Here is a 16,816-nt window from a genome sequence, read left to right as displayed (position 1 = left end):
CCGATGACCCGTACCCGCTACACGCCACGCCACCGCGCCGCCCGGCCCGTCCGGGCCGGCGGCCGGCGCGTGGTCGTGTGGTCGGGGGCCTCGCTCGCCCTCGCCGGGGTCGGGGTGCTGGCCTGGGCCGGCTGGCAGTACGTCGGCAGCAGCTGGGTCAGCGAGCGGCGCCACACCGCGATCGTCGACGACCTCGCCACCGCCTGGCAGGGGGGTGAGGACCGGGTCGGCGCGGCCGGGTCGGCGGCCTCGGCGGTGGTGCGGATCCCGCGGTTCGGCGAGGACTACGCCGTACCCCTCCTCGCCGGCAGCTCCGAGGAGGTGCTCGCCGCCGGCATCGGCCATCTCGAGGGGACGGCCGGGCCGGGGCAGCGCGGCAACTTCGTCGTCGCCGCCCACCGGGTCACCCACGGCGAGCCGTTCGCGGAGCTGCCGGCGCTCGAGCCGGGGGACGAGGTGGTGGTGGAGACCGCCCATCACCGGTTCACGTACGTCCTCGACACCGGCGGTGACGAGCTCACCGTGCGGTTCAGCGACGGCTGGGTGACCGACCCCAGGCCGGTCAGCCCCGACGGCCGGGTCGAGCCGCCGGCCGGGGTGGGGGAGCGGCTGATCACGCTGACCACCTGCGCAGAGCTGTTCCACACCGACGACCGGCTGGTCGCCTTCGGCCACCTGCGCAGCGTCGAGTCCACCGTCTGACCCACGCCACGGAACAAGGGGCCGCGGTGGGAGTGTTGAGGCTGCCATGACCACCGGCGCCTGGGTCCTCGTCGCGAGCCTGCTGCTCGTGGTGGCCGTCGCGCTGTGGCGCGGGTTCACCGACGGCCGGTTCCGCGGCACCCACCGCGTCCGCGGTCTCGAGCAGTCCCCCGCCGACGCGGCACCCCCCGCGGGTACGCCGGCACCCGCCGGTACGCCGGTCCCGGAGGTCGAGGTGCAAGGGCGTGCGGGGTCGCCGGAGGTTGAGGTGCGAGGGCGCCCCGCGCCCGAGCCTCGAAACCACCGGCCCTCCCCCGAAGACCCCATCCTCTCCGCCGACCAGCTCGGCGAGCGCGCGACGCTGCTGCAGTTCTCCAGCGCCTTCTGCGCGCCGTGCCGCGCCACCCGTCGGGTGCTCCACGACGTCGCCGAGACCGTCCCCGGGGTCACCCACGTCGAGATCGACGCCGAGCACCACCTCGACCTGGTGCGTCGGGTCGGTGTGCGCCGTACCCCCACGACGCTGGTCCTCGACGCGGCCGGCAACGAGGTCACCCGGGCAGCCGGCGCACCCCGACGCGAGCAGGTCCTCGCGGCGCTCGCCCGGACCGAGGCCTGATCTCGACGCTGCTGGTGACCTCAGCCCTCGGTGGAGGTAACTTGAGCCCAGCCCGTCACCCCTCTCGGATTGATCAGAGTCGCCGCATGACTGCACAGGACACGTCTGCCGCTGCGCTGCTGCAGCACGCGCAGCAGGTCGCCGACGAGCTCCACGCCGAGGCGCGGCGTACCGTCGAGGAGGCCAAGGCCCGGGCGGCCGAGCTGCTCGAGGAGGCCCAGCGGCTCCACGACGAGGTGACCCGCGACCGCGAGGACGCCGACCACGCGCTGGAGGCGGCCCGCGCCGAGATCGCCGCCAGCGGCGAGGAGGCCCGCCAGCTGGTGGCCGACGCCGGCGACCAGGCCACCGCGCTGATGGAGGCGGTGGAGCAGCAGCGCGCCGAGACCCTCGCCGAGCTGCAGCAGACCGAGGCCGAGCAGCGAGACCGGCTCGCCCGCGCGGACGCCGAGGCCCGCGAGCAGGCCGACTCCCTGGTGGCCGAGGCCCGCGCGGAGGCCGAGCGGCTGCTCGCCGAGGCGGGCCAGCAGGTCGAGCAGCGCACCACCGACCACGAGGCCGAGCTCGCCGCAGCGCAGAACGCTGCGCAGGAGGAGGCCGAACGGCTGGTCCGCGAGGCCCAGGAGCAGGCCGCCGCGCTGCGGGCCGAGGCCGAGCAGGCCGCTGCCGGCCTGCGCGACGACGCCACCCGCGAGGCCGAGGAGCTCACCGCCCGCGCCCGGACGGTGGAGGAGCAGGCCCAGGCCGCCGCCGACCAGCTGGTCCTCGAGGCCCGCAAGGAGGCCGAGCAGACGCTGGCCGCCGCGGCAGACCAGATGACCTGGACCCAGCAGACGATGGCCCACGTGCTCGGCTCGGCCGAGCTCGAGGCCGAGCGCACCCGCGCCGCCGGCCACCAGGCCGCGGCCACCCACCTGCGCGCCGTACGCCGCGACGTGCAGGCCATCATCGGCCGGCTGCGCCGCCGGCTCGAGGAGGCCGTCGCCGAGGCCGACGCCAGGGTCGCCGAGCTCGACGAGGACGGCCAGGAGCTGATGGCCTCCGCCGCCGCCCGGGCCGCCGCGGTGGTCGCCGAGGCCGAGGCCTCGGCCGCCCGCATCGACTCGGCCGCCGAGGCCCGCGCCCAGGCCACCGAGGAGCGGGTCGCGCGCCGCCTCGAGGAGGCCGAGAGCAGCACCAAGATCCTGCGCGAGCGGGTCGCCCAGGAGGTCATCCGCAACCAGCGGGCCGCCCAGGACGAGCTCCGCTCGGCTCGCGAGGAGGCGACCCGCACCGTCGCCGAGGCCCGCGAGGAGGCCGACGACATCCGCACCCGTGCCCGCACCCTCCTCGAGGACGCGCGCAGCGAGGTCGCGGTGCTGACCAAGCAGCGTGACGAGATCGCCGAGGAGCTCAGCGGGCTCTCCGGTGTGATCGCCGCGCTCGCCGTACCCGAGCCCGACACCCCCCACGACCCACCCCCCGACCACCAGCAGCAGGAAGAGGACCACCGATGAGCGAGACCCAGCCCCAGTTCCGGATCGCCCGCCGCGGCTACGAGCCGGCCGACGTCGACCGGGTCGTGGCCGACCTCACCGCGGAGCTCGACACCACCCGCCGCCGGGCGCACGCCCTCGAGGCGAGCCTCCAGGAGGCGCAGCAGCAGCGGGGCGAGGAGGGGGAGCAGGCGCCGGTCGACTCGTCCTCCTTCGCCCACCTCGGGGAGCGGGTCGGTCAGATCCTGGCGCTGGCCGACGAGGAGGCCGCCGAGCTGCTCGCCAACGCCCGCGAGCAGGCCGCCCGGTCGCAGCAGGAGGTCTCGACCGCCGCGCAGGCAGCCCGCGACGAGGCCGACCACTACGCCGCCCAGCGGCGCAGCGAGGCCGACACCGAGGCCGCGCGGATCCTCGAGGACGCGAAGCGCGCCGCCGACGACCGGCTCGACACCGCCGACCGTGACGCCGCGGCCCGGCTGCAGGAGGCCGAGGCGGTCTACGAGGACCAGCGCGCCCGGGCCGCCAAGGCCGCGGCCGACTTCGAGACCACGCTGGCGCACCGCCGCAAGCTGGCCGAGGAGGAGTTCGCGATGCAGTCCGAGGAGAACCGCGGCCGCCTCGAGGAGCTCGAGCAGCAGGTGGAGCGGATGCGCCGGGAGGCCGACCAGGAGCGGGCCGAGGCCACCAAGGAGGCCCGCCGGATGGTGCAGGAGGCCCAGGAGCAGGCGACGACGCTGGTCACCGAGGCCAAGGCCACCGCCGCCCGGGTGCGCGCCGACTCCGAGCGCGAGCTCGCCGCCGCCAGCCAGCGCCGCGACGCCATCAACTCCCAGCTCGCCAACGTGCGGCAGATGCTCGCCACCCTCACCGGTGCCGCACCGGCCGCGTTCCTGGGTGACCAGGTGCCCGAGGCCGCCGGTGGCGACGAGGGTCCCGAGGGTGCTGCCGCCGTCCAGGCCCAGGCGCCCGACGCGCCCGAGGCAGCCCCGGAGGCGGACGGCGAGCAGGTCGAGGATGCGGAGCAGGCCGAGGAGGTCGGCGAGCCCGCCGAGGGCCGCCAGGCCTGATCACACCCCGCGGGGAATCCACCGGCCCGCCCGGTGGTTCTCCCCTGCGTGGGTACGACCGACCGAGCCGGTGTCCAGATCGTGGATGACCGTCTCACCGACCGGGATGCGGTGGTGAGGGCAGCCCGCCCGCGCCGTAGTGTTCCCGCCATGTCGTCGACCCTGCTGACCAAGCGCCGCGCAGTGGACCACTGCCTGGTGTGGTCGGCCATGTGTCACCTGTCCTGATCTCCGCCCGTCCGGGGCTCCGCCGTCACCGGCGCCCGGGCACCCCCTCCCGCACCTCAGGACAGGATCTCCTCTCATGACGACCCAGATCGACCCTCGCGGCGCGCGTTTCGCCGCCGCCGTCACCGCGACCGTGCTCGCGGTGGTGCTGCTGACCTCCCCCGGCCCGGCCGCGACCGGCCTGTTGGCCTTCCAGACGGCGGTGTTCGCGCTCGGCGCGGGGCTGGGGGTGCAGCGGACGCCGTACGCCGCGTTGTTCCGCTCCCTGGTCCGGCCTCGGCTCGGCCCGCCGCACGAGCTCGAGGACGCGGCGCCCCCACGCTTCGCGCAGGCTGTGGGCCTCGGGTTCTCTCTGGTCGGCCTGGTGGCGCTGCTCTCCAGCGCGACCACCATCGGACTGGTCGCGGTCGGGTTCGCCTTCGCCGCGGCCCTGCTCAACGCCACGACCGGGTTCTGCCTGGGCTGCGAGGCCTACCTGCTGATCAAGCGCGCCACCACGCGCCCCACCACCCGCACGACCACCACCACCACCTCCGTCGGAGGTTGAGGTGGAAGCGCCCCTCCGGAGGTTGAGGTGCGAGGAGCGCTAGCGACGAGCCTCGAAACCCCGTAACCCATCACGCCAACGAACCACCGCCACAGCAACCGAAAGGCACACACCATGAGCCGCGACACGACCCTCGTCTCCGCCCAGTGGGTGGAGGACAACCTCGACAACCCCGACGTCGTCCTCATCGAGGTCGACGAGGACACCACGGCCTACGACAAGGGCCACATCAAGGGCGCCATCAAGCTCGACTGGACGACCGACCTCCAGGACCAGGTCCGCCGCGACTTCGTCGACAAGGGGCAGTTCGAGGCGCTGCTGTCCGATCGCGGCGTCGGCAACGACCACACCGTCGTCCTCTACGGCGGCAACAACAACTGGTTCGCCGCCTACGCCTACTGGTACTTCAAGCTCTACGGCCACCAGGACGTCAAGCTGCTCGACGGCGGCCGCAAGAAGTGGGAGCTCGACTCCCGCGAGCTGGTCGACGAGGTCCCCACCCGCGAGAAGACGTCGTACTCCGCGCAGGAGCAGGACTCCGCGATCCGCGCCTTCCGCGACGAGGTCGTCGAGGCGATCGGCACCCAGAACCTGGTCGACGTCCGCAGCCCCGACGAGTACGCCGGGCGGCTGCTCGCCCCGGCCCACCTGCCGCAGGAGCAGGCGCAGCGGGCCGGCCACATCCCGACCGCGGCCAACGTGCCGTGGAGCAAGGCGGCCAACGACGACGGCACCTTCCGCTCCGACGAGGAGCTGAAGCAGATCTACACCGACGCCGGCGTCGACTGGGACAAGGACACCATCGCCTACTGCCGGATCGGCGAGCGCTCCAGCCACACCTGGTTCGTGCTCAAGGAGCTGCTCGGCCAGGACAACGTGAAGAACTACGACGGCTCGTGGACCGAGTACGGCTCCCTCGTCGGCGTCCCGGTCGCCCTCGGCGACGAGAAGGGCGAGGCCTGACCCACGCGGTACGCCGGTCGAGCCTGTCGAGACTAAGGCCGGAGGTTGAGGTGCGAGGAGCGCCAGCGACGAGCCTCGAAACCCCCGGCCCCACAACGCCAAGCCGACCCACGCCGGCGTACGCCGGAGGTTGAGGTGCGAGGAGCGCCAGCGACGAGCCTCGAAACCCCCGGCCCCACACGGCCAACCCGACCCACGCCGGTCGAGCCTGTCGAGACCACAGAGAGGACAACGAACATGTGCGGAGCAACCGAGGGCGGACTGTCCCTCGACGGCGTCGACGTCGCCAAGGAGGCGATCATCCAGGGGCAGGTGACCCGCGGCGGCGACCCGGTCGGCAACGCCTACGTGCGGCTGCTCGACCGGACCGGCGAGTTCACCGCGGAGGTGCCGACTAGCGCCACCGGCCACTTCCGGTTCTTCGCCGCCGACGGCGACTGGACGCTGCGGACCCTCGCCCCCCAGGCCGACCCCGTCGACCGGAAGGTGAGAGCTGCCACGGGGGAGGTCGTGGAGGTCGAGGTCTCGCTCTGAGACGGGGTTCGGGAGCGGGCACGCACCCAGCCCTGCAGCGCGTCGCGGAGCGGGCGACCGCCGAACCGCCCTCGTCGACGGTCAGTCGGTGCCGACGATCCTGTCGAAGAGCGTCTGCGTGCGAGGAGTGTCGAGGCGGACGATGCTCTGCCCCGCCACGGTCGCCGTCCCCGAGTGGGGCGCTGTCGAGGTCAGGACGTCGGACGGTCCGATGCCACGCGCTGACCACGCGAGCTTCGTCATCGTGGCACTCGTCAGCCCCTCGTCGACCGAGACGAGGTCGTCCAGGCGCCCGACCAGCCGACTGCTGCTGACGGGATTGGTCAGCACATTCCTGTCGTGCAGCCCCTTGAGCACCCCGAGGAGGAACTCCTGCTGTCGCACCACCCGGTCGAAGTCACCCCGAGGCAGGGACTTGCGCTCGCGGACGTACGTCAGCGCCTCCTCGGCGTCCAGCTGCTCGTCTCCGAGCTGGATGCCTCCCAGGGCCTCCGTGATCCCCCGGAACCCGTCCCAGTCCACGACCATGACGTGGTCCAGGCGGATGTCGGCGACCTGCTCGACAGTTCGCGTCAGCAGCGCCGGGCCCCCGTAGGAGAAGGCGGCGTTGATCTTCTGTCGGCCGTACCCGTCGATCGGCACCCAGGAGTCGCGCGGGATGGACACCAGCTCGGCTCTGCTCCGGTCTCCGGGGAGGTGGAGGACCATGATCGCGTCGCTGCGGAACACGCCCGGTTCCCACTGCTCTGACGCGAGCATCTCGCGCAGGTCCCCGCGGTCGCCGTTGTCGACGCCCGCCAGGAGGAGCGTCACCGAGTCCTGGTCGGGAGACGGTTCGGGCCGCTGGTACTCGCCCGAGGGTTCGTCCACGTAGAGCTCGAACCGCGTGATGTCGTCCAGCCCGGAGAAGACGGTCACGAGCCAGGTGGAGAGTGCTCCGACCAGCAGCACAGCCGTGCCCAGCACGGTGGCCATCACGGTCCTGCGCCGTGTCCAGGGCATGACGGAGAGGGTAGCTACTCGTGCCCGGGTATCCGGTCAGCCGGTCCTCACCACGGAGCGTGTCCGGGGAGGAGGGGCTGGAGCAGATTCACCCCCCGCGGGGGGTGCAGGCGGCAGGGACTCGGCGCGGGGTTTGCGACCAGGTCACGCTGGGCACGACGGGGGGCCGAGGCCGACGACAAAGGAGCACCTGTGACCGATCAGCAGCAAGCCCGCACCGAGGCCCTCGAGCGCGTCGTCGAGCGGGTGACCTCGTGGCAGGAGACCGCCACCGAGGGCACCGTCCACGAGGAGCTCGACCGGGGGCTGCGGGAGGCCGGGGTCACCCTGACCCAGGACCAGCGCGACCGGGTCGCCCACCAGATCTCGGAGGGCGAGGAGGTCGACGTGCAGGAGCTCGCCGCCGACAGCGAGGGCGGTGGGCCGGCGTAGCGCTGGCCCGCGCGGGTTTGCGGGGGCGGTCGGTCGGGCAAGAGTGAGCCCATGGACCGACCGCCCCCGCTGCCGCCCGTGGTCTATGCGCCGACGCTGACCGACGCCGACGGCAACACCCGGCTGCACATGCACCGGATGCGGGACGAGCGGGTGGCGTTGTTCGTCTACTCCGCGATCGACCGGCTGCAGGCGCAGTACGGCGAGGCGGCGCCGTGGGTGCTGCTGACGCTCGCCGACCTCGAGCGTGCCCACCAGGCGGCGCCGTACGACCTGCTGCTGCTCGACCGCGAGCTCCACCCGCAGGAGGCCGCGCATGGCTGAGGAGCTGCGGGTGCCGCCCGCCGCCCTCGACCAGATCCGGGCCGAGCTGGGCCGCGGCCGCAGCGCCCTGGAGGAGTGCGGGCCCTCGACGCCGCGCGGCATCGACGCCGGCGAGATGACCGCGATGCTCACCGGGATGCTGTCGCGGGTGCTCGACAGCGCCGCGGCGATGTCGGAGGGGCTGGCGGCGGTCAGCAGCCAGGTGGGGGAGGCCGGCACCACCTTCTGGGAGACCGACGCGAGCGTCGCGACGACCTACGCCGGCGGGAGGCTCCGCGGTGTCGATTGAGACCGAGATCGAGGGCTCGCCGGCCTCGATCCGGTCCGCGGCCGGGTGGCTGTCCGGGTCGCTGCGGCCCGCCGTGGAGCGGGGCGGGGAGGCGCTGGTGGCGGCCCGGCGGACGGCGTCGGCGGACTGGCGCGGCGAGACCGCCGAGGCGTTCACCGGGGCGATGTCACGGGCGGTGACCCAGACCGACCGGGTCGAGGACGCGGTCCGGATGGTGCGCGACGCCTTCGACGACTACGCCGACACCCTGCAGCGCTGCCAGCAGCGGATGGCCGAGATCCGGGAGCAGGCCCGGGCGGCGGGGCTGACGGTCGCCGGGTCCACGGTGCTGCCGCCGGGCGACGGGCCGGCCCACCCGGGTACGCCGCCCGCGGCACCGACCGCGGGGCAGGCGGCGGCGTGGGACGCCACCGTGGCGGCGTACAACGCCCACCAGGAGCGGATCGAGGCCTACAACCGGCTGGTGCGGCTGGCCGACGAGGTGTGGGCCGACCTGCGGCGGGCGTGGGAGCGGGTGACGGCGAAGGACCGCTCGCTGGACGGGGTCAACTGGACCTTCGTAATCACCGACGTCGCCAGCGGCTTCGCGGGGGCGGTGCTGGGCGTGCACGGCAGCATCCTGCGCGACTCGGCGCGCTACTTCGGCAACGTGTCGCAGACCAACCTGATCCGGCTGCAGGGGATGGACCGGGTCCACGACGCCGCGCGCTACTACGACGACCTCGACCACTACCGGCGGCTGGGGGCGGGGGCCGCCGACGACGCGGCCCGCGGCGCCCGCTTCCTGGCGGCCGGCAAGGCGGTGCCGCTGGTGACCGGCGGCCTGCTGACCGGTGTCGGGGTCTGGTACGACATGGAGCACGGCGGGGAGAGCGCCGCCCAGGCGGTGACCTCCAACGTGGGTGGTTTCGCGGCGTCGGTGGCGGCGGGGGCGGCGATCGGCTCGATCGGCGGCCCGGTCGGGATCGTGGGCGGCATCGTCATCGGTGCGGGGGTGGGGGTGTTCACCTCGGGGATGATCGACGGGCTGTGGGAGAGCGGCGGCGACGTGGGCGAGGCGCTGATGGCGGGTGCTGACACGATCGTCGACACCGGCGGCGCGCTGCTGGAGGGGGCGGGCGACGTCGGCGGGGCGATCGTCGACGGCATCGGCGGGTTGTTCGACTGACAGTGAGAGGCTGCACGCCATGTCCTCGGTGACGATCCCCCGGTCCGACGCCCGGCCGCTGTGGCTGCGGCTGCTGGTGTGGTCGGGGCTGGTGCTGCTGATCGCGCTGACGCCGGTGTTCCTGCTGTTCGGCCTGGTCGAGCTCGACGAGCCGCAGGGGAGGTTCCTGCTGTGCTTCGGGCTGCTGCTGCTGATCGGGTCCGTCGCCGGGATCGCCCGGGAGGTCGTCGAGCGGCGGCTGGTCACCGACCCGGTCCAGCCGCGCCACGAGACGCTGCACGACGGCGAGCGGGCGCTGTTCCTGCCGCGCGCCGTCTCCCCGACCCTGATCAGCTCGTGGCAGCTGCTCGGCTTCGGGGTGGTGCTCGTCCTCGCGACCGTCTTCGCGACGCTGGAGCGCTCCTGGGGTCTCGCGGTCGTCCTGGCTGTGGGCGCCGGCTGGCTGCTGCTGACGGCGGTGCCGCACCGCGCCGCGGAGCTGGCGGGTGGCCTGTGGCTGACCCCGACCCGGGTGATCGACGCCTACCGCGGCATTCGCTGGGAGCTGCCATGGGAGCACGCCACCGGCGTCGACGCCCACCACCCGCAGCGGGTCCTGCTCGTCGTACGCCATGACCGCGTCCCGCAGCTCCACCGCACCGGCCCTCGCGGCCGCGCCTGGAAGCCGCTGCGCGCCGGCAACGTCCTCGTCATCGACGCCAACCACCTCCCCGGCGGCAGCGGCTACGCCGGTGGTCTCCTCAACCAGCGGCTCCACGAACCGTCCGCTCGGTCGCTACCAGGCACTCTCTAGTGGTGCGATACCCGCTGCGGGCGCACCAAGGAGAAGCGTCGGCGGGTCACGGGTGCTTGCGACCGCCTGAGGCGAGCGCCGAGAGCGGCCCGTTCCCGGCCACGGCTTCCCAACGGCTCCCGGGACAGATGCTGTTCGCCGGAGGAGGGACCCCGAGGCGCTGGCTGTGGACTCGTTGCCCCGCCGTTCATCAGCAGCAGGGCCACGAGCGCCCACGTCAGCCAGTCTGGCGATCCGAACGACCAGGCTCTCTCTGTGGCACCGATGGTCAATGAGGGAATCAGCACGACGGCAAGCTGGCGGACCTGAGTTCGGTTCTCACGCACAAGCGCGATGAGCCACCAGGCCAGCAGCAACACCCCGAGCCAGCCGAGAGCGTACTGAAGCTCAAGCCATTGGTTGTGGGGAGAATAGATCGCCCCTTCGCTGATCTCGCCGGTGTCAGTGGCCAGACGTGACCAGGCCGCGGCGCCGAAACCCAACCAGGGCGAGTCCTCCGCCATGCGGGTATGGGCCAGCTGCCACAAGTACCCTCGCAGGCTGAACGCAGACGCCTCGATGTCGCCAATGCGCGGCAAGAGGAAAGTGATCGCCGCGGCCAAGGCGATTCCCAACCGGGCGAGGGTGTCTCGGCTCTCAGGACGCGCACCAGCTGTGGGGCGGTACACCGCAATCGCGAGGATCGTCACGGCGACAGCGATGAGCGATGTGCGGCTACCGGTCAGCCATACGACCCCCAACGTGTGGGCGATGGTGATGGCGCGCAGAGGCCCTCGAAACGCCAGGTGCATGAACGGGAGCGCGAGGGCCATGACCAAGGCGAGTGCGTTCTCGGAGATCGTGAGTCCGTTCACGAGCAAGTCGAGAGGGCCGCACTTGCTCAACGTGCAGTCGCGTGTTCCGGTGGCCGGGTCGAGGGCGACGAATGCCAGCGACGCCGTGGACATGGTGAGCCCGAACAGTGCCGCCCCCAGACGCGCTCCGTCGCCACGGGGCATCACCGTTGCTGCAACAAGAGTGACAACCATGAAGCTGGCGCCGACGGACACGACAGGTAGGCCGGATAGGGCATTGGTGGCGTTCATGAGTACGCAGATCGTCACCGCCAGCACCGCAGACACGTGCAGGCGACCGTGGTGTGGCAGGTGGCGGAAGGCAAGTAGTCCGATGGCAAGAGCGCCGACCACCATGACGTACGAAAAGGTGCGGACATCCGCACCGACAAGCTCGCGAACACGAATGTTCGAGATGGGATCCAGGCGCTCCACATAACGACCGCTCGTCAACGCCAGCACGGCTGCGGAGTTCACGAGCCAGCCGATGAGGAGGACGAACGACGTAGAGGCGTTCCACTCCTCGCGGTGGGTCCTGAATGCGGCAACCAGGAGGAGACTGCCCACAAGGGCCATCCCCAGTGCCACCGCGACTGTCACGCGCGCGACCTTACGTGAGTCCGGGGGAGGTTCCCGCTGACATTTGGATGATGGTCCACACCCCATGCCCTGTGAGCAGTCTTTGACCACCGCCCGCGCCCGACGTTGTCCGAGCACAGGCGCGACGCTCGAGTGACCGCTACTGTGCCGCTCATGTCGAGCCCAGGGTCGCTCAGGTATCGAGCGCGCCAGGTCGTCCGGCGAAGAGTTGCCGAGAACGGCCCAGTCCGGTGGCTTCGGTGGGCGCGTGGCTCCGCGACGCACACCCCGGTCGTTCTGCGAAATGCCTTGGCGCTGGCCGGGGAGATCCGCACGGTCATTGACGTCGGAGCTTCAGATGGGCGGTGGACCGCCAGATATCGGTCGATGCTGCCCGAGGCGTCGTTCCTTCTCTTCGAGGCCAACCCGGTGCACCACAGGCGACTGAACCGATATGCGGCCCGGGCCGGGGTGCACGTGGAGCACAGCGCAGCCAGTGATCGCGTCGGTGAGGTCAACTTCCTCGCGGATCCAGGTAACCCGCTCGGCGGTGCGGCGAGCAGCGTCGGCTTCGACCGTCACAACATCAAGGCGCCCACCAAGCAGATCGACGAGGCAGTGCGCGAGCGCAACCTGGTGGGCCCCTTCTTCCTCAAGCTCGACACCCAGGGCCACGAGAGGGAGATTCTGGCCGGCGCGAAGCAGGTGCTCGAAGAGACGAGTCTGCTCTTCATCGAGGCCTATGGGGTCGACGACCCCGGCCGGATGGCTTTTGACGAGCTGTGTGCGCTTCTGCGGGAGCGCGGCTTCCGGACTGCCGGCATCGCCGATCCGGTGAACCGTCCGAGCGACGGGATCCTCTGGCAGATGGACTTGGCCTTCATTCGTGACAGTCATCCGGCGTTCCTCGACACGAACTACCACTAGCCGAGTCAGCCGGTCGGTTGCATGTCTGTGCGGCAGAGTTCATGGCAGCATTCGTGTGTCGTGATTCGTGGGGAGCGAGGGATCTTCAAGCCGTGAGGCAAGAGGACGGGCGGACGATCGCCTTTGTAGGCGTGAACTACGCACCGGAGCCATCCGGCACTGCGCCGTTCACGACGGATTTCGCGGAGCACCTGGCCTCGCGGGGGCACACGGTTCAGGTCGTGACCGGACTTCCGCACTACCCTGAGTGGCGCGTCCGTCCGGAGTGCCGTGATGGCGGAATCGAACAACGCAACGGCGTGACGGTTCTCAGGGTTCGCCATTTCGTGCCTGCGCGTCAGTCACTTGTAAGCCGGTTGCGTTATGAGTTGTCATTCGCGTTGCGGAGTCTCCCCGCGCTGGTTCGCACCGTCCGCCGCGCAGATGTTGTTGTGGCAGTGATCCCGGGGCTCTTCTCTGCCGTGTCGGCTTCGCTGATCTGCTCGGTCCTGGGCAAGCCATTCGTGGTCTGGAGCCAGGACTCGATGACCCGAGGTGCCTCGCAGACCGGACTGGGGGCGCAGGGGCTCGTCACCCTCGTGCTGTCCTCCCTGGAGTCCTTTGTGTTCAACACGGCGGACCGAGTCATCGTGATCAGCGAGACGTTCGCCGAGCGGCTCGGGAGCCCGGGTGTCGGCCGGATAGCGGTCGTCAGGAACTGGACCTTCCTGCCCGAAGCCGACCGCCCCGTGCGAGCGACTCGTCGAGCGCTGCAGTGGCCGGACAGCCAATGGGTCGCACTGCACGCGGGGAACATGGGGCTCAAGCAGGGGCTCTCGTCGGTCGTCGAGGCTGCACGGACCAGCGACGCGTCCACGCGCTACGTGCTCCTCGGAGCTGGCAGCCAGCTGTCCCGCCTGCGGCAGAGTGCGTCGGGCGTCCAGAACCTGGAGTTCCTGCCCAGCGTGGACAATCAGGACTACGTCAACATCCTGGGCGCCGCCGACGCGTTGATCCTGTGCGAGAAACCCGATGTCAAGGACATGTCGTTGCCGAGCAAGCTGACGGCGTACGCGCGCGCGGGACGACCTATCGTCGCATTCGTGGATCCTGACGGTGCCACGGCCCGCGAGCTTCGGAGCGCATGCTGCGGAGTGGTCGTCGACAACAGGGGCCGACCGGAGACCCTCGACGCGGCAATTCAGGCACTACGGGGCGATCGCGAGCTGTGTCAGCGTCTCGTGGAGAACGGTCGTCGCTACGCCGAGGCAGAGTACGGGCGCCGCGCCAACATGGCCAAGCTGCAGAGCTTGGTCCTGGCGGCCCCCGTTGCGTCGGAGCAGTGATGCGCGACCTGCGTCGACTTGTCGATGGGTGGATCGCTGGCTCGCCGGTCTTCCCCCGCAGGTACGAGCTCGCCTTCCCAACATCCGGGTTGCGTTACACCTACATCCCCAAGAACGGGTGCTCCACCCTGAAGTTGTCACTCGGCCGCCATGAGGGATGGCTTGCAGCGGGGAGCGACCCCCACGCCATCAGCGCGCGTCACCGACTTTTGGGGCTGGTCAGGTGCCGCAGGCCGGAGGTGCGATTCGTGGTGCTCCGCGACCCACTGCAACGGCTGGCCAGCGCCTTTCTCGACCGGTTCTCCAAGCCGGCCGACCACTCCACACAGTCGCTGAAGAAGCTGGGACTGCTCAGTCGTGGTCAGACCTTGGGCGATGTCACGTTCGAGCAGTTCGTCGAGTTCTTGTTGGACCTGCCGCGCGGACGAATGGATCCGCATTGGCGACCCCAGGTCGACTTCATGTATGGGCCCTACACCCACTACTTCAGCTTCGAGAATTTCGATCACTGCCTCTCGATGCTGCGTCAGAGAGGGGTGTCCATCCACCAGCATCGTCCTCACGCCACCTCCAGGTATCGGCCGGTGGGACGGTTCGTTGGGCAGCTCCCAGCACGCGAGTTGCTGGAACTGCGGTCCAGCCGATCCATAGCTCCCACCGCCGAGGAGCTCGTGAGCCCGCGCGTCAGCAGCTTGGTCACGACGCTCTATGCCAGCGACTACGCGTTGATGGAGAACGTTGACTTCGCGTAGTCCTGCCCAGCAGGGGGGACTGGTCCGACACCTGACGAGGAGCGCCGCGGGTTACTCACTGTCCAGGTTTGTCGGCTTCGCCTCCCTGATCGTGGTCCTGCCCTTGGTGGCGGACACCTATGGGCTGGCCGGCATGGGGATCTATGCCGCACTCACGAGTCTCACGGCTTTCTTGTCTGCTCTCGACTCTGGTGTGGGTGGCAGCGCACGAACGTCGGTTGTCGAGGCCGTGGGCGGGAGCGGTCCCCCGTCTCGAGATCTCGTCCGTGCCGTCCGGCGGGACGCCTCACGGTGGACGGCCGGGGCCGTGCTGATCGCGACTGTCCTGGCGCTGGCCATTCCATGGGAACGCCTGTTGCTCGAGCGCGATTCCCAGTCCCCCACCGTGTCCCTCAGCATGGTCGTCGCCGCCTTTGCCGCCATCTATCTCGCGGGCGTTCTGCAACAGGTCAACACGAGGATGCTGGAGGGAGTAGGTCGGCCTGGGCTTGCAGCAGCCCTCAGCGTCGTAGGGCCCGTCTTCACCGTCGTGTCGACAGTGGTGGCTTGCACGATGCATGCACCCCTCATGGTCACTGTGATTCTCCCGGCTTTCGCGCCGCTGTTGACAGGCTTGGCCGGCCGACTGGCACTGCATCGACTCGTGCGCGAGACCGTGCCCGAGTCGGCTGGGAGCACCAAAGGGGTCGAGGCTGCGGTTGCCCTCCCCATGATTGCCATCTCCTTGACCTACGCCGTCAGCTACAACGTGGACTACTGGCTTGTGTCCGCGCTCTTGGGGGTCGAACGAACGGGGGAGTACGCCGCCGCCGCACGGCCCGCCCAGCTCTTCCTCGTTCTCGCGTCCGCCTCTGCGCCTGTGCTCTGGACCCACTTCGCGCGCGCGCGTGTCGCAGGGGAGTCAGCCGTCCTCGGCGCTCGAGCTGTGACGCGTATGTGCATCGGGTTTCTTGCCGTCGGGTTGCCAGCGGGTGCGGCCTACGCTGGGGCGGTCGGCGTCCTCGGCTCGCATCTCACGGCGGGACTGGCCACTCCCGGTGCCCCACTGATCCTTGCCTTTGCTGTTTGGGGAGTGGCTCTGGTCAGCCATCAGCCTTTCGCCATGGTTCTCAACACAGCGCCGGGGCTGCGCTTCCAGCTTCTCTCCATGTGTGCGGCGGCGATCGTCAACGTGAGCCTGAAGCTCGTCATGACCCCTGCCTTCGGGCCCGCCGGTGCGGTGTGGGCCTCCTGCCTCTCGTTGATGGGCGTCCACATTCCGCTGCTGGCGTGGTGGGTCTGGCGATCCTCGCGACGAGTGACCGTGCCGGGGCGCCTTGCTAGGTTGACCGGCGACCCGCCCGCCTTCCTTCAGGACGACGAGGTGCCGTGAAGTTCTCCATCGTGACGCCCTGCTACAACGCGCAGGGCTGGATCGCCGACACCGTCAGGTCGATTCGCACGCAGAGCGCCCTGAACGATGACGATGTCTTTCTTCAGTACATCGTCGTGGACGGCGGTTCGACCGACGCTACCGTCGCAGAGGCTCGCGGCTCATGGGCGGATCACGAGCGTGCCGAGCTGCGGGTCATCAGTGAGCCGGATCAGGGGATGTACGACGCCCTGGTCAAGGGGATGATGCTCGCCGACGGAGACGTGGTGTCGTATCTCAACGCCGGCGACTACTACTCGCCACACTGCCTGTCGGTGGTGCGTGAATGCTTTGAGAACGTCGGGACAGAGTGGTTGACGGGTATGCGCGCCATCTACGCACCTTCTGGGGCTTTGATCTCCGCCAAGGTGCCTTGGCGATATGACCAGAGGTTGATTCGATCCGGCCACTACGGCGTTCGCGGAGGGCGATTCATCCAACAGGAGTCGACGTTCTGGCTGCGCACGCTGCACCGTGAGCTGGATTTCGAGCAGCTCGCGACGCTGAGGCTCGCGGGTGATCTCTACCTGTGGACTAGGTTCGCGCGATCAGCGCAGCTCGATGTCGTGGCTGCCCACCTGGGTGGTTTCAGGTTTCACGGCGAGCATCTATCCGATGCGATAGAGACCTATCGCGCGGAAGCCCAAGGATTCCTTGAGCGAAGGCTTCTCTCGGGCTACGTCCGAGCACCAGCTCACGAAGTGCTGTCATGGCTGCCGGTTCCGATCCGGAGATCGCTCGGCGCCACGCCCGGCCTCATCAGCTGGGATCGAGGGCAAGGCGTGTGGACGCGCACGGGCCGGTCCAGGCTCGCCTAGGCTGTGCCCGCATCCAACATCGGCAGGG

At 70.4% G+C, this 16,816-nt stretch carries 19 protein-coding genes; 17 read left to right on the top strand and 2 right to left on the bottom strand.

Features of this window, described 5'->3' with window-relative positions:
* Positions 1-3: 3 nt before the first annotated feature.
* The 7 genes from K6T13_RS15290 to K6T13_RS15260 all read left to right on the top strand — a co-directional run bounded on the left by K6T13_RS15290 (position 4) and on the right by K6T13_RS15260 (position 6,135).
* Positions 4-702: a sortase domain-containing protein gene (locus tag K6T13_RS15290; protein ID WP_222895395.1), complete on the top strand. Its 699-nt coding sequence runs from the start codon at positions 4-6 to the stop codon at positions 700-702.
* Between the two features lie 46 nt (positions 703-748).
* Positions 749-1,321 (top strand): TlpA family protein disulfide reductase, encoded by a 573-nt coding sequence (locus K6T13_RS15285; protein ID WP_222895394.1) that lies wholly within the window; start codon positions 749-751, stop codon positions 1,319-1,321.
* 86 nt (positions 1,322-1,407) lie between these two features.
* Positions 1,408-2,817: a coiled-coil domain-containing protein gene (locus tag K6T13_RS15280; RefSeq protein ID WP_222895393.1), complete on the top strand. Its 1,410-nt coding sequence runs from the start codon at positions 1,408-1,410 to the stop codon at positions 2,815-2,817.
* The gene (locus K6T13_RS15275) at positions 2,814-3,863 is read left to right on the top strand and encodes a coiled-coil domain-containing protein (RefSeq protein WP_222895392.1); all 1,050 of its coding nucleotides are present in this window, start codon (positions 2,814-2,816) and stop codon (positions 3,861-3,863) included. Before K6T13_RS15280 ends, K6T13_RS15275 begins: the two co-directional genes overlap by 4 nt.
* 304 nt (positions 3,864-4,167) lie before the next feature.
* Entirely contained in the window at positions 4,168-4,638 is a 471-nt protein-coding gene (locus K6T13_RS15270; protein WP_222895391.1) for a DUF4395 domain-containing protein, read from the top strand.
* 114 nt (positions 4,639-4,752) lie between these two features.
* A complete protein-coding gene (locus tag K6T13_RS15265; protein ID WP_222895390.1) occupies positions 4,753-5,601 on the top strand; it encodes a sulfurtransferase in 849 nt (282 codons plus the stop codon).
* A gap of 237 nt (positions 5,602-5,838) precedes the next feature.
* On the top strand, positions 5,839-6,135 hold the full coding sequence (locus K6T13_RS15260) for a DUF1416 domain-containing protein (RefSeq protein ID WP_222895389.1): 297 nt from the start codon (positions 5,839-5,841) through the stop codon (positions 6,133-6,135).
* A gap of 81 nt (positions 6,136-6,216) precedes the next feature.
* Here the strand turns inward: K6T13_RS15260 and K6T13_RS15255 are convergent, their stop codons facing one another.
* Entirely contained in the window at positions 6,217-7,137 is a 921-nt protein-coding gene (locus K6T13_RS15255) for an LCP family protein (protein ID WP_222895388.1), read from the bottom strand.
* A gap of 192 nt (positions 7,138-7,329) precedes the next feature.
* Between K6T13_RS15255 and K6T13_RS15250 the strand changes: the two genes are divergently transcribed.
* From K6T13_RS15250 to K6T13_RS15230, 5 genes are read left to right on the top strand one after another with little or no spacing between them, the layout of a single operon-like run.
* Positions 7,330-7,569: a hypothetical protein gene (locus K6T13_RS15250; RefSeq protein WP_222895387.1), complete on the top strand. Its 240-nt coding sequence runs from the start codon at positions 7,330-7,332 to the stop codon at positions 7,567-7,569.
* A gap of 51 nt (positions 7,570-7,620) precedes the next feature.
* Positions 7,621-7,893, top strand: a complete 273-nt coding sequence (locus K6T13_RS15245; protein WP_222895386.1) for an SAV_915 family protein — start codon at positions 7,621-7,623, stop codon at positions 7,891-7,893.
* The gene (locus K6T13_RS15240; protein ID WP_222895385.1) at positions 7,886-8,182 is read left to right on the top strand and encodes a hypothetical protein; all 297 of its coding nucleotides are present in this window, start codon (positions 7,886-7,888) and stop codon (positions 8,180-8,182) included. Before K6T13_RS15245 ends, K6T13_RS15240 begins: the two co-directional genes overlap by 8 nt.
* Positions 8,172-9,350 carry a WXG100 family type VII secretion target gene (locus K6T13_RS15235; protein ID WP_222895384.1) on the top strand — a complete coding sequence of 393 codons (1,179 nt, stop codon included), beginning with the start codon at positions 8,172-8,174 and terminating at the stop codon, positions 9,348-9,350. The genes K6T13_RS15240 and K6T13_RS15235 overlap by 11 nt, the downstream gene beginning before the upstream one ends.
* Positions 9,351-9,369: 19 nt before the next feature.
* Positions 9,370-10,143, top strand: a complete 774-nt coding sequence (locus K6T13_RS15230; RefSeq protein ID WP_222895383.1) for a hypothetical protein — start codon at positions 9,370-9,372, stop codon at positions 10,141-10,143.
* Here K6T13_RS15230 and K6T13_RS15225 read toward each other — a convergent pair.
* Entirely contained in the window at positions 10,140-11,576 is a 1,437-nt protein-coding gene (locus K6T13_RS15225) for an O-antigen ligase family protein (protein ID WP_222895382.1), read from the bottom strand. The genes K6T13_RS15230 and K6T13_RS15225 overlap by 4 nt on opposite strands.
* Before the next feature lie 153 nt (positions 11,577-11,729).
* Here K6T13_RS15225 and K6T13_RS15220 point away from each other — a divergent pair, with 153 nt between their 5' ends.
* The 5 genes from K6T13_RS15220 to K6T13_RS15200 all read left to right on the top strand — a co-directional run bounded on the left by K6T13_RS15220 (position 11,730) and on the right by K6T13_RS15200 (position 16,788).
* The gene (locus K6T13_RS15220) at positions 11,730-12,482 is read left to right on the top strand and encodes an FkbM family methyltransferase (RefSeq protein WP_283247928.1); all 753 of its coding nucleotides are present in this window, start codon (positions 11,730-11,732) and stop codon (positions 12,480-12,482) included.
* Positions 12,483-12,613: 131 nt separating this feature from the next.
* Positions 12,614-13,807 (top strand): glycosyltransferase family 4 protein, encoded by a 1,194-nt coding sequence (locus tag K6T13_RS15215; RefSeq protein ID WP_222895380.1) that lies wholly within the window; start codon positions 12,614-12,616, stop codon positions 13,805-13,807.
* On the top strand, positions 13,807-14,559 hold the full coding sequence (locus K6T13_RS15210) for a sulfotransferase family 2 domain-containing protein (RefSeq protein WP_249424050.1): 753 nt from the start codon (positions 13,807-13,809) through the stop codon (positions 14,557-14,559). Before K6T13_RS15215 ends, K6T13_RS15210 begins: the two co-directional genes overlap by 1 nt.
* 385 nt (positions 14,560-14,944) lie before the next feature.
* Complete coding sequence (locus K6T13_RS15205) at positions 14,945-15,931, top strand: lipopolysaccharide biosynthesis protein (protein ID WP_222895378.1); 987 nt, start codon at positions 14,945-14,947, stop codon at positions 15,929-15,931.
* Positions 15,928-16,788: a glycosyltransferase gene (locus K6T13_RS15200; RefSeq protein WP_222895377.1), complete on the top strand. Its 861-nt coding sequence runs from the start codon at positions 15,928-15,930 to the stop codon at positions 16,786-16,788. Before K6T13_RS15205 ends, K6T13_RS15200 begins: the two co-directional genes overlap by 4 nt.
* The last annotated feature ends 28 nt before the right edge of the window (positions 16,789-16,816 follow it).

This window comes from Nocardioides coralli, from assembly GCF_019880385.1.
GTDB lineage: Bacteria > Actinomycetota > Actinomycetes > Propionibacteriales > Nocardioidaceae > Nocardioides > Nocardioides coralli.
This window is presented reverse-complemented; position numbering and strand designations above follow the sequence as displayed.

Bases quoted from the DNA above. Each gene is read 5' to 3' on its own strand.
- K6T13_RS15290 (WP_222895395.1), top strand. From the start codon at position 4: ATGACCCGTACCCGCTACACGCCACGCCACCGCGCCGCCCGGCCCGTC.
- K6T13_RS15285 (WP_222895394.1), top strand. From the start codon at position 749: ATGACCACCGGCGCCTGGGTCCTCGTCGCGAGCCTGCTGCTCGTGGTG.
- K6T13_RS15280 (WP_222895393.1), top strand. From the start codon at position 1,408: ATGACTGCACAGGACACGTCTGCCGCTGCGCTGCTGCAGCACGCGCAG.
- K6T13_RS15275 (WP_222895392.1), top strand. From the start codon at position 2,814: ATGAGCGAGACCCAGCCCCAGTTCCGGATCGCCCGCCGCGGCTACGAG.
- K6T13_RS15270 (WP_222895391.1), top strand. From the start codon at position 4,168: ATGACGACCCAGATCGACCCTCGCGGCGCGCGTTTCGCCGCCGCCGTC.
- K6T13_RS15265 (WP_222895390.1), top strand. From the start codon at position 4,753: ATGAGCCGCGACACGACCCTCGTCTCCGCCCAGTGGGTGGAGGACAAC.
- K6T13_RS15260 (WP_222895389.1), top strand. From the start codon at position 5,839: ATGTGCGGAGCAACCGAGGGCGGACTGTCCCTCGACGGCGTCGACGTC.
- K6T13_RS15255 (WP_222895388.1), bottom strand. From the start codon at position 7,137: ATGCCCTGGACACGGCGCAGGACCGTGATGGCCACCGTGCTGGGCACG.
- K6T13_RS15245 (WP_222895386.1), top strand. From the start codon at position 7,621: ATGGACCGACCGCCCCCGCTGCCGCCCGTGGTCTATGCGCCGACGCTG.
- K6T13_RS15240 (WP_222895385.1), top strand. From the start codon at position 7,886: ATGGCTGAGGAGCTGCGGGTGCCGCCCGCCGCCCTCGACCAGATCCGG.
- K6T13_RS15230 (WP_222895383.1), top strand. From the start codon at position 9,370: ATGTCCTCGGTGACGATCCCCCGGTCCGACGCCCGGCCGCTGTGGCTG.
- K6T13_RS15220 (WP_283247928.1), top strand. From the start codon at position 11,730: ATGTCGAGCCCAGGGTCGCTCAGGTATCGAGCGCGCCAGGTCGTCCGG.
- K6T13_RS15210 (WP_249424050.1), top strand. From the start codon at position 13,807: ATGCGCGACCTGCGTCGACTTGTCGATGGGTGGATCGCTGGCTCGCCG.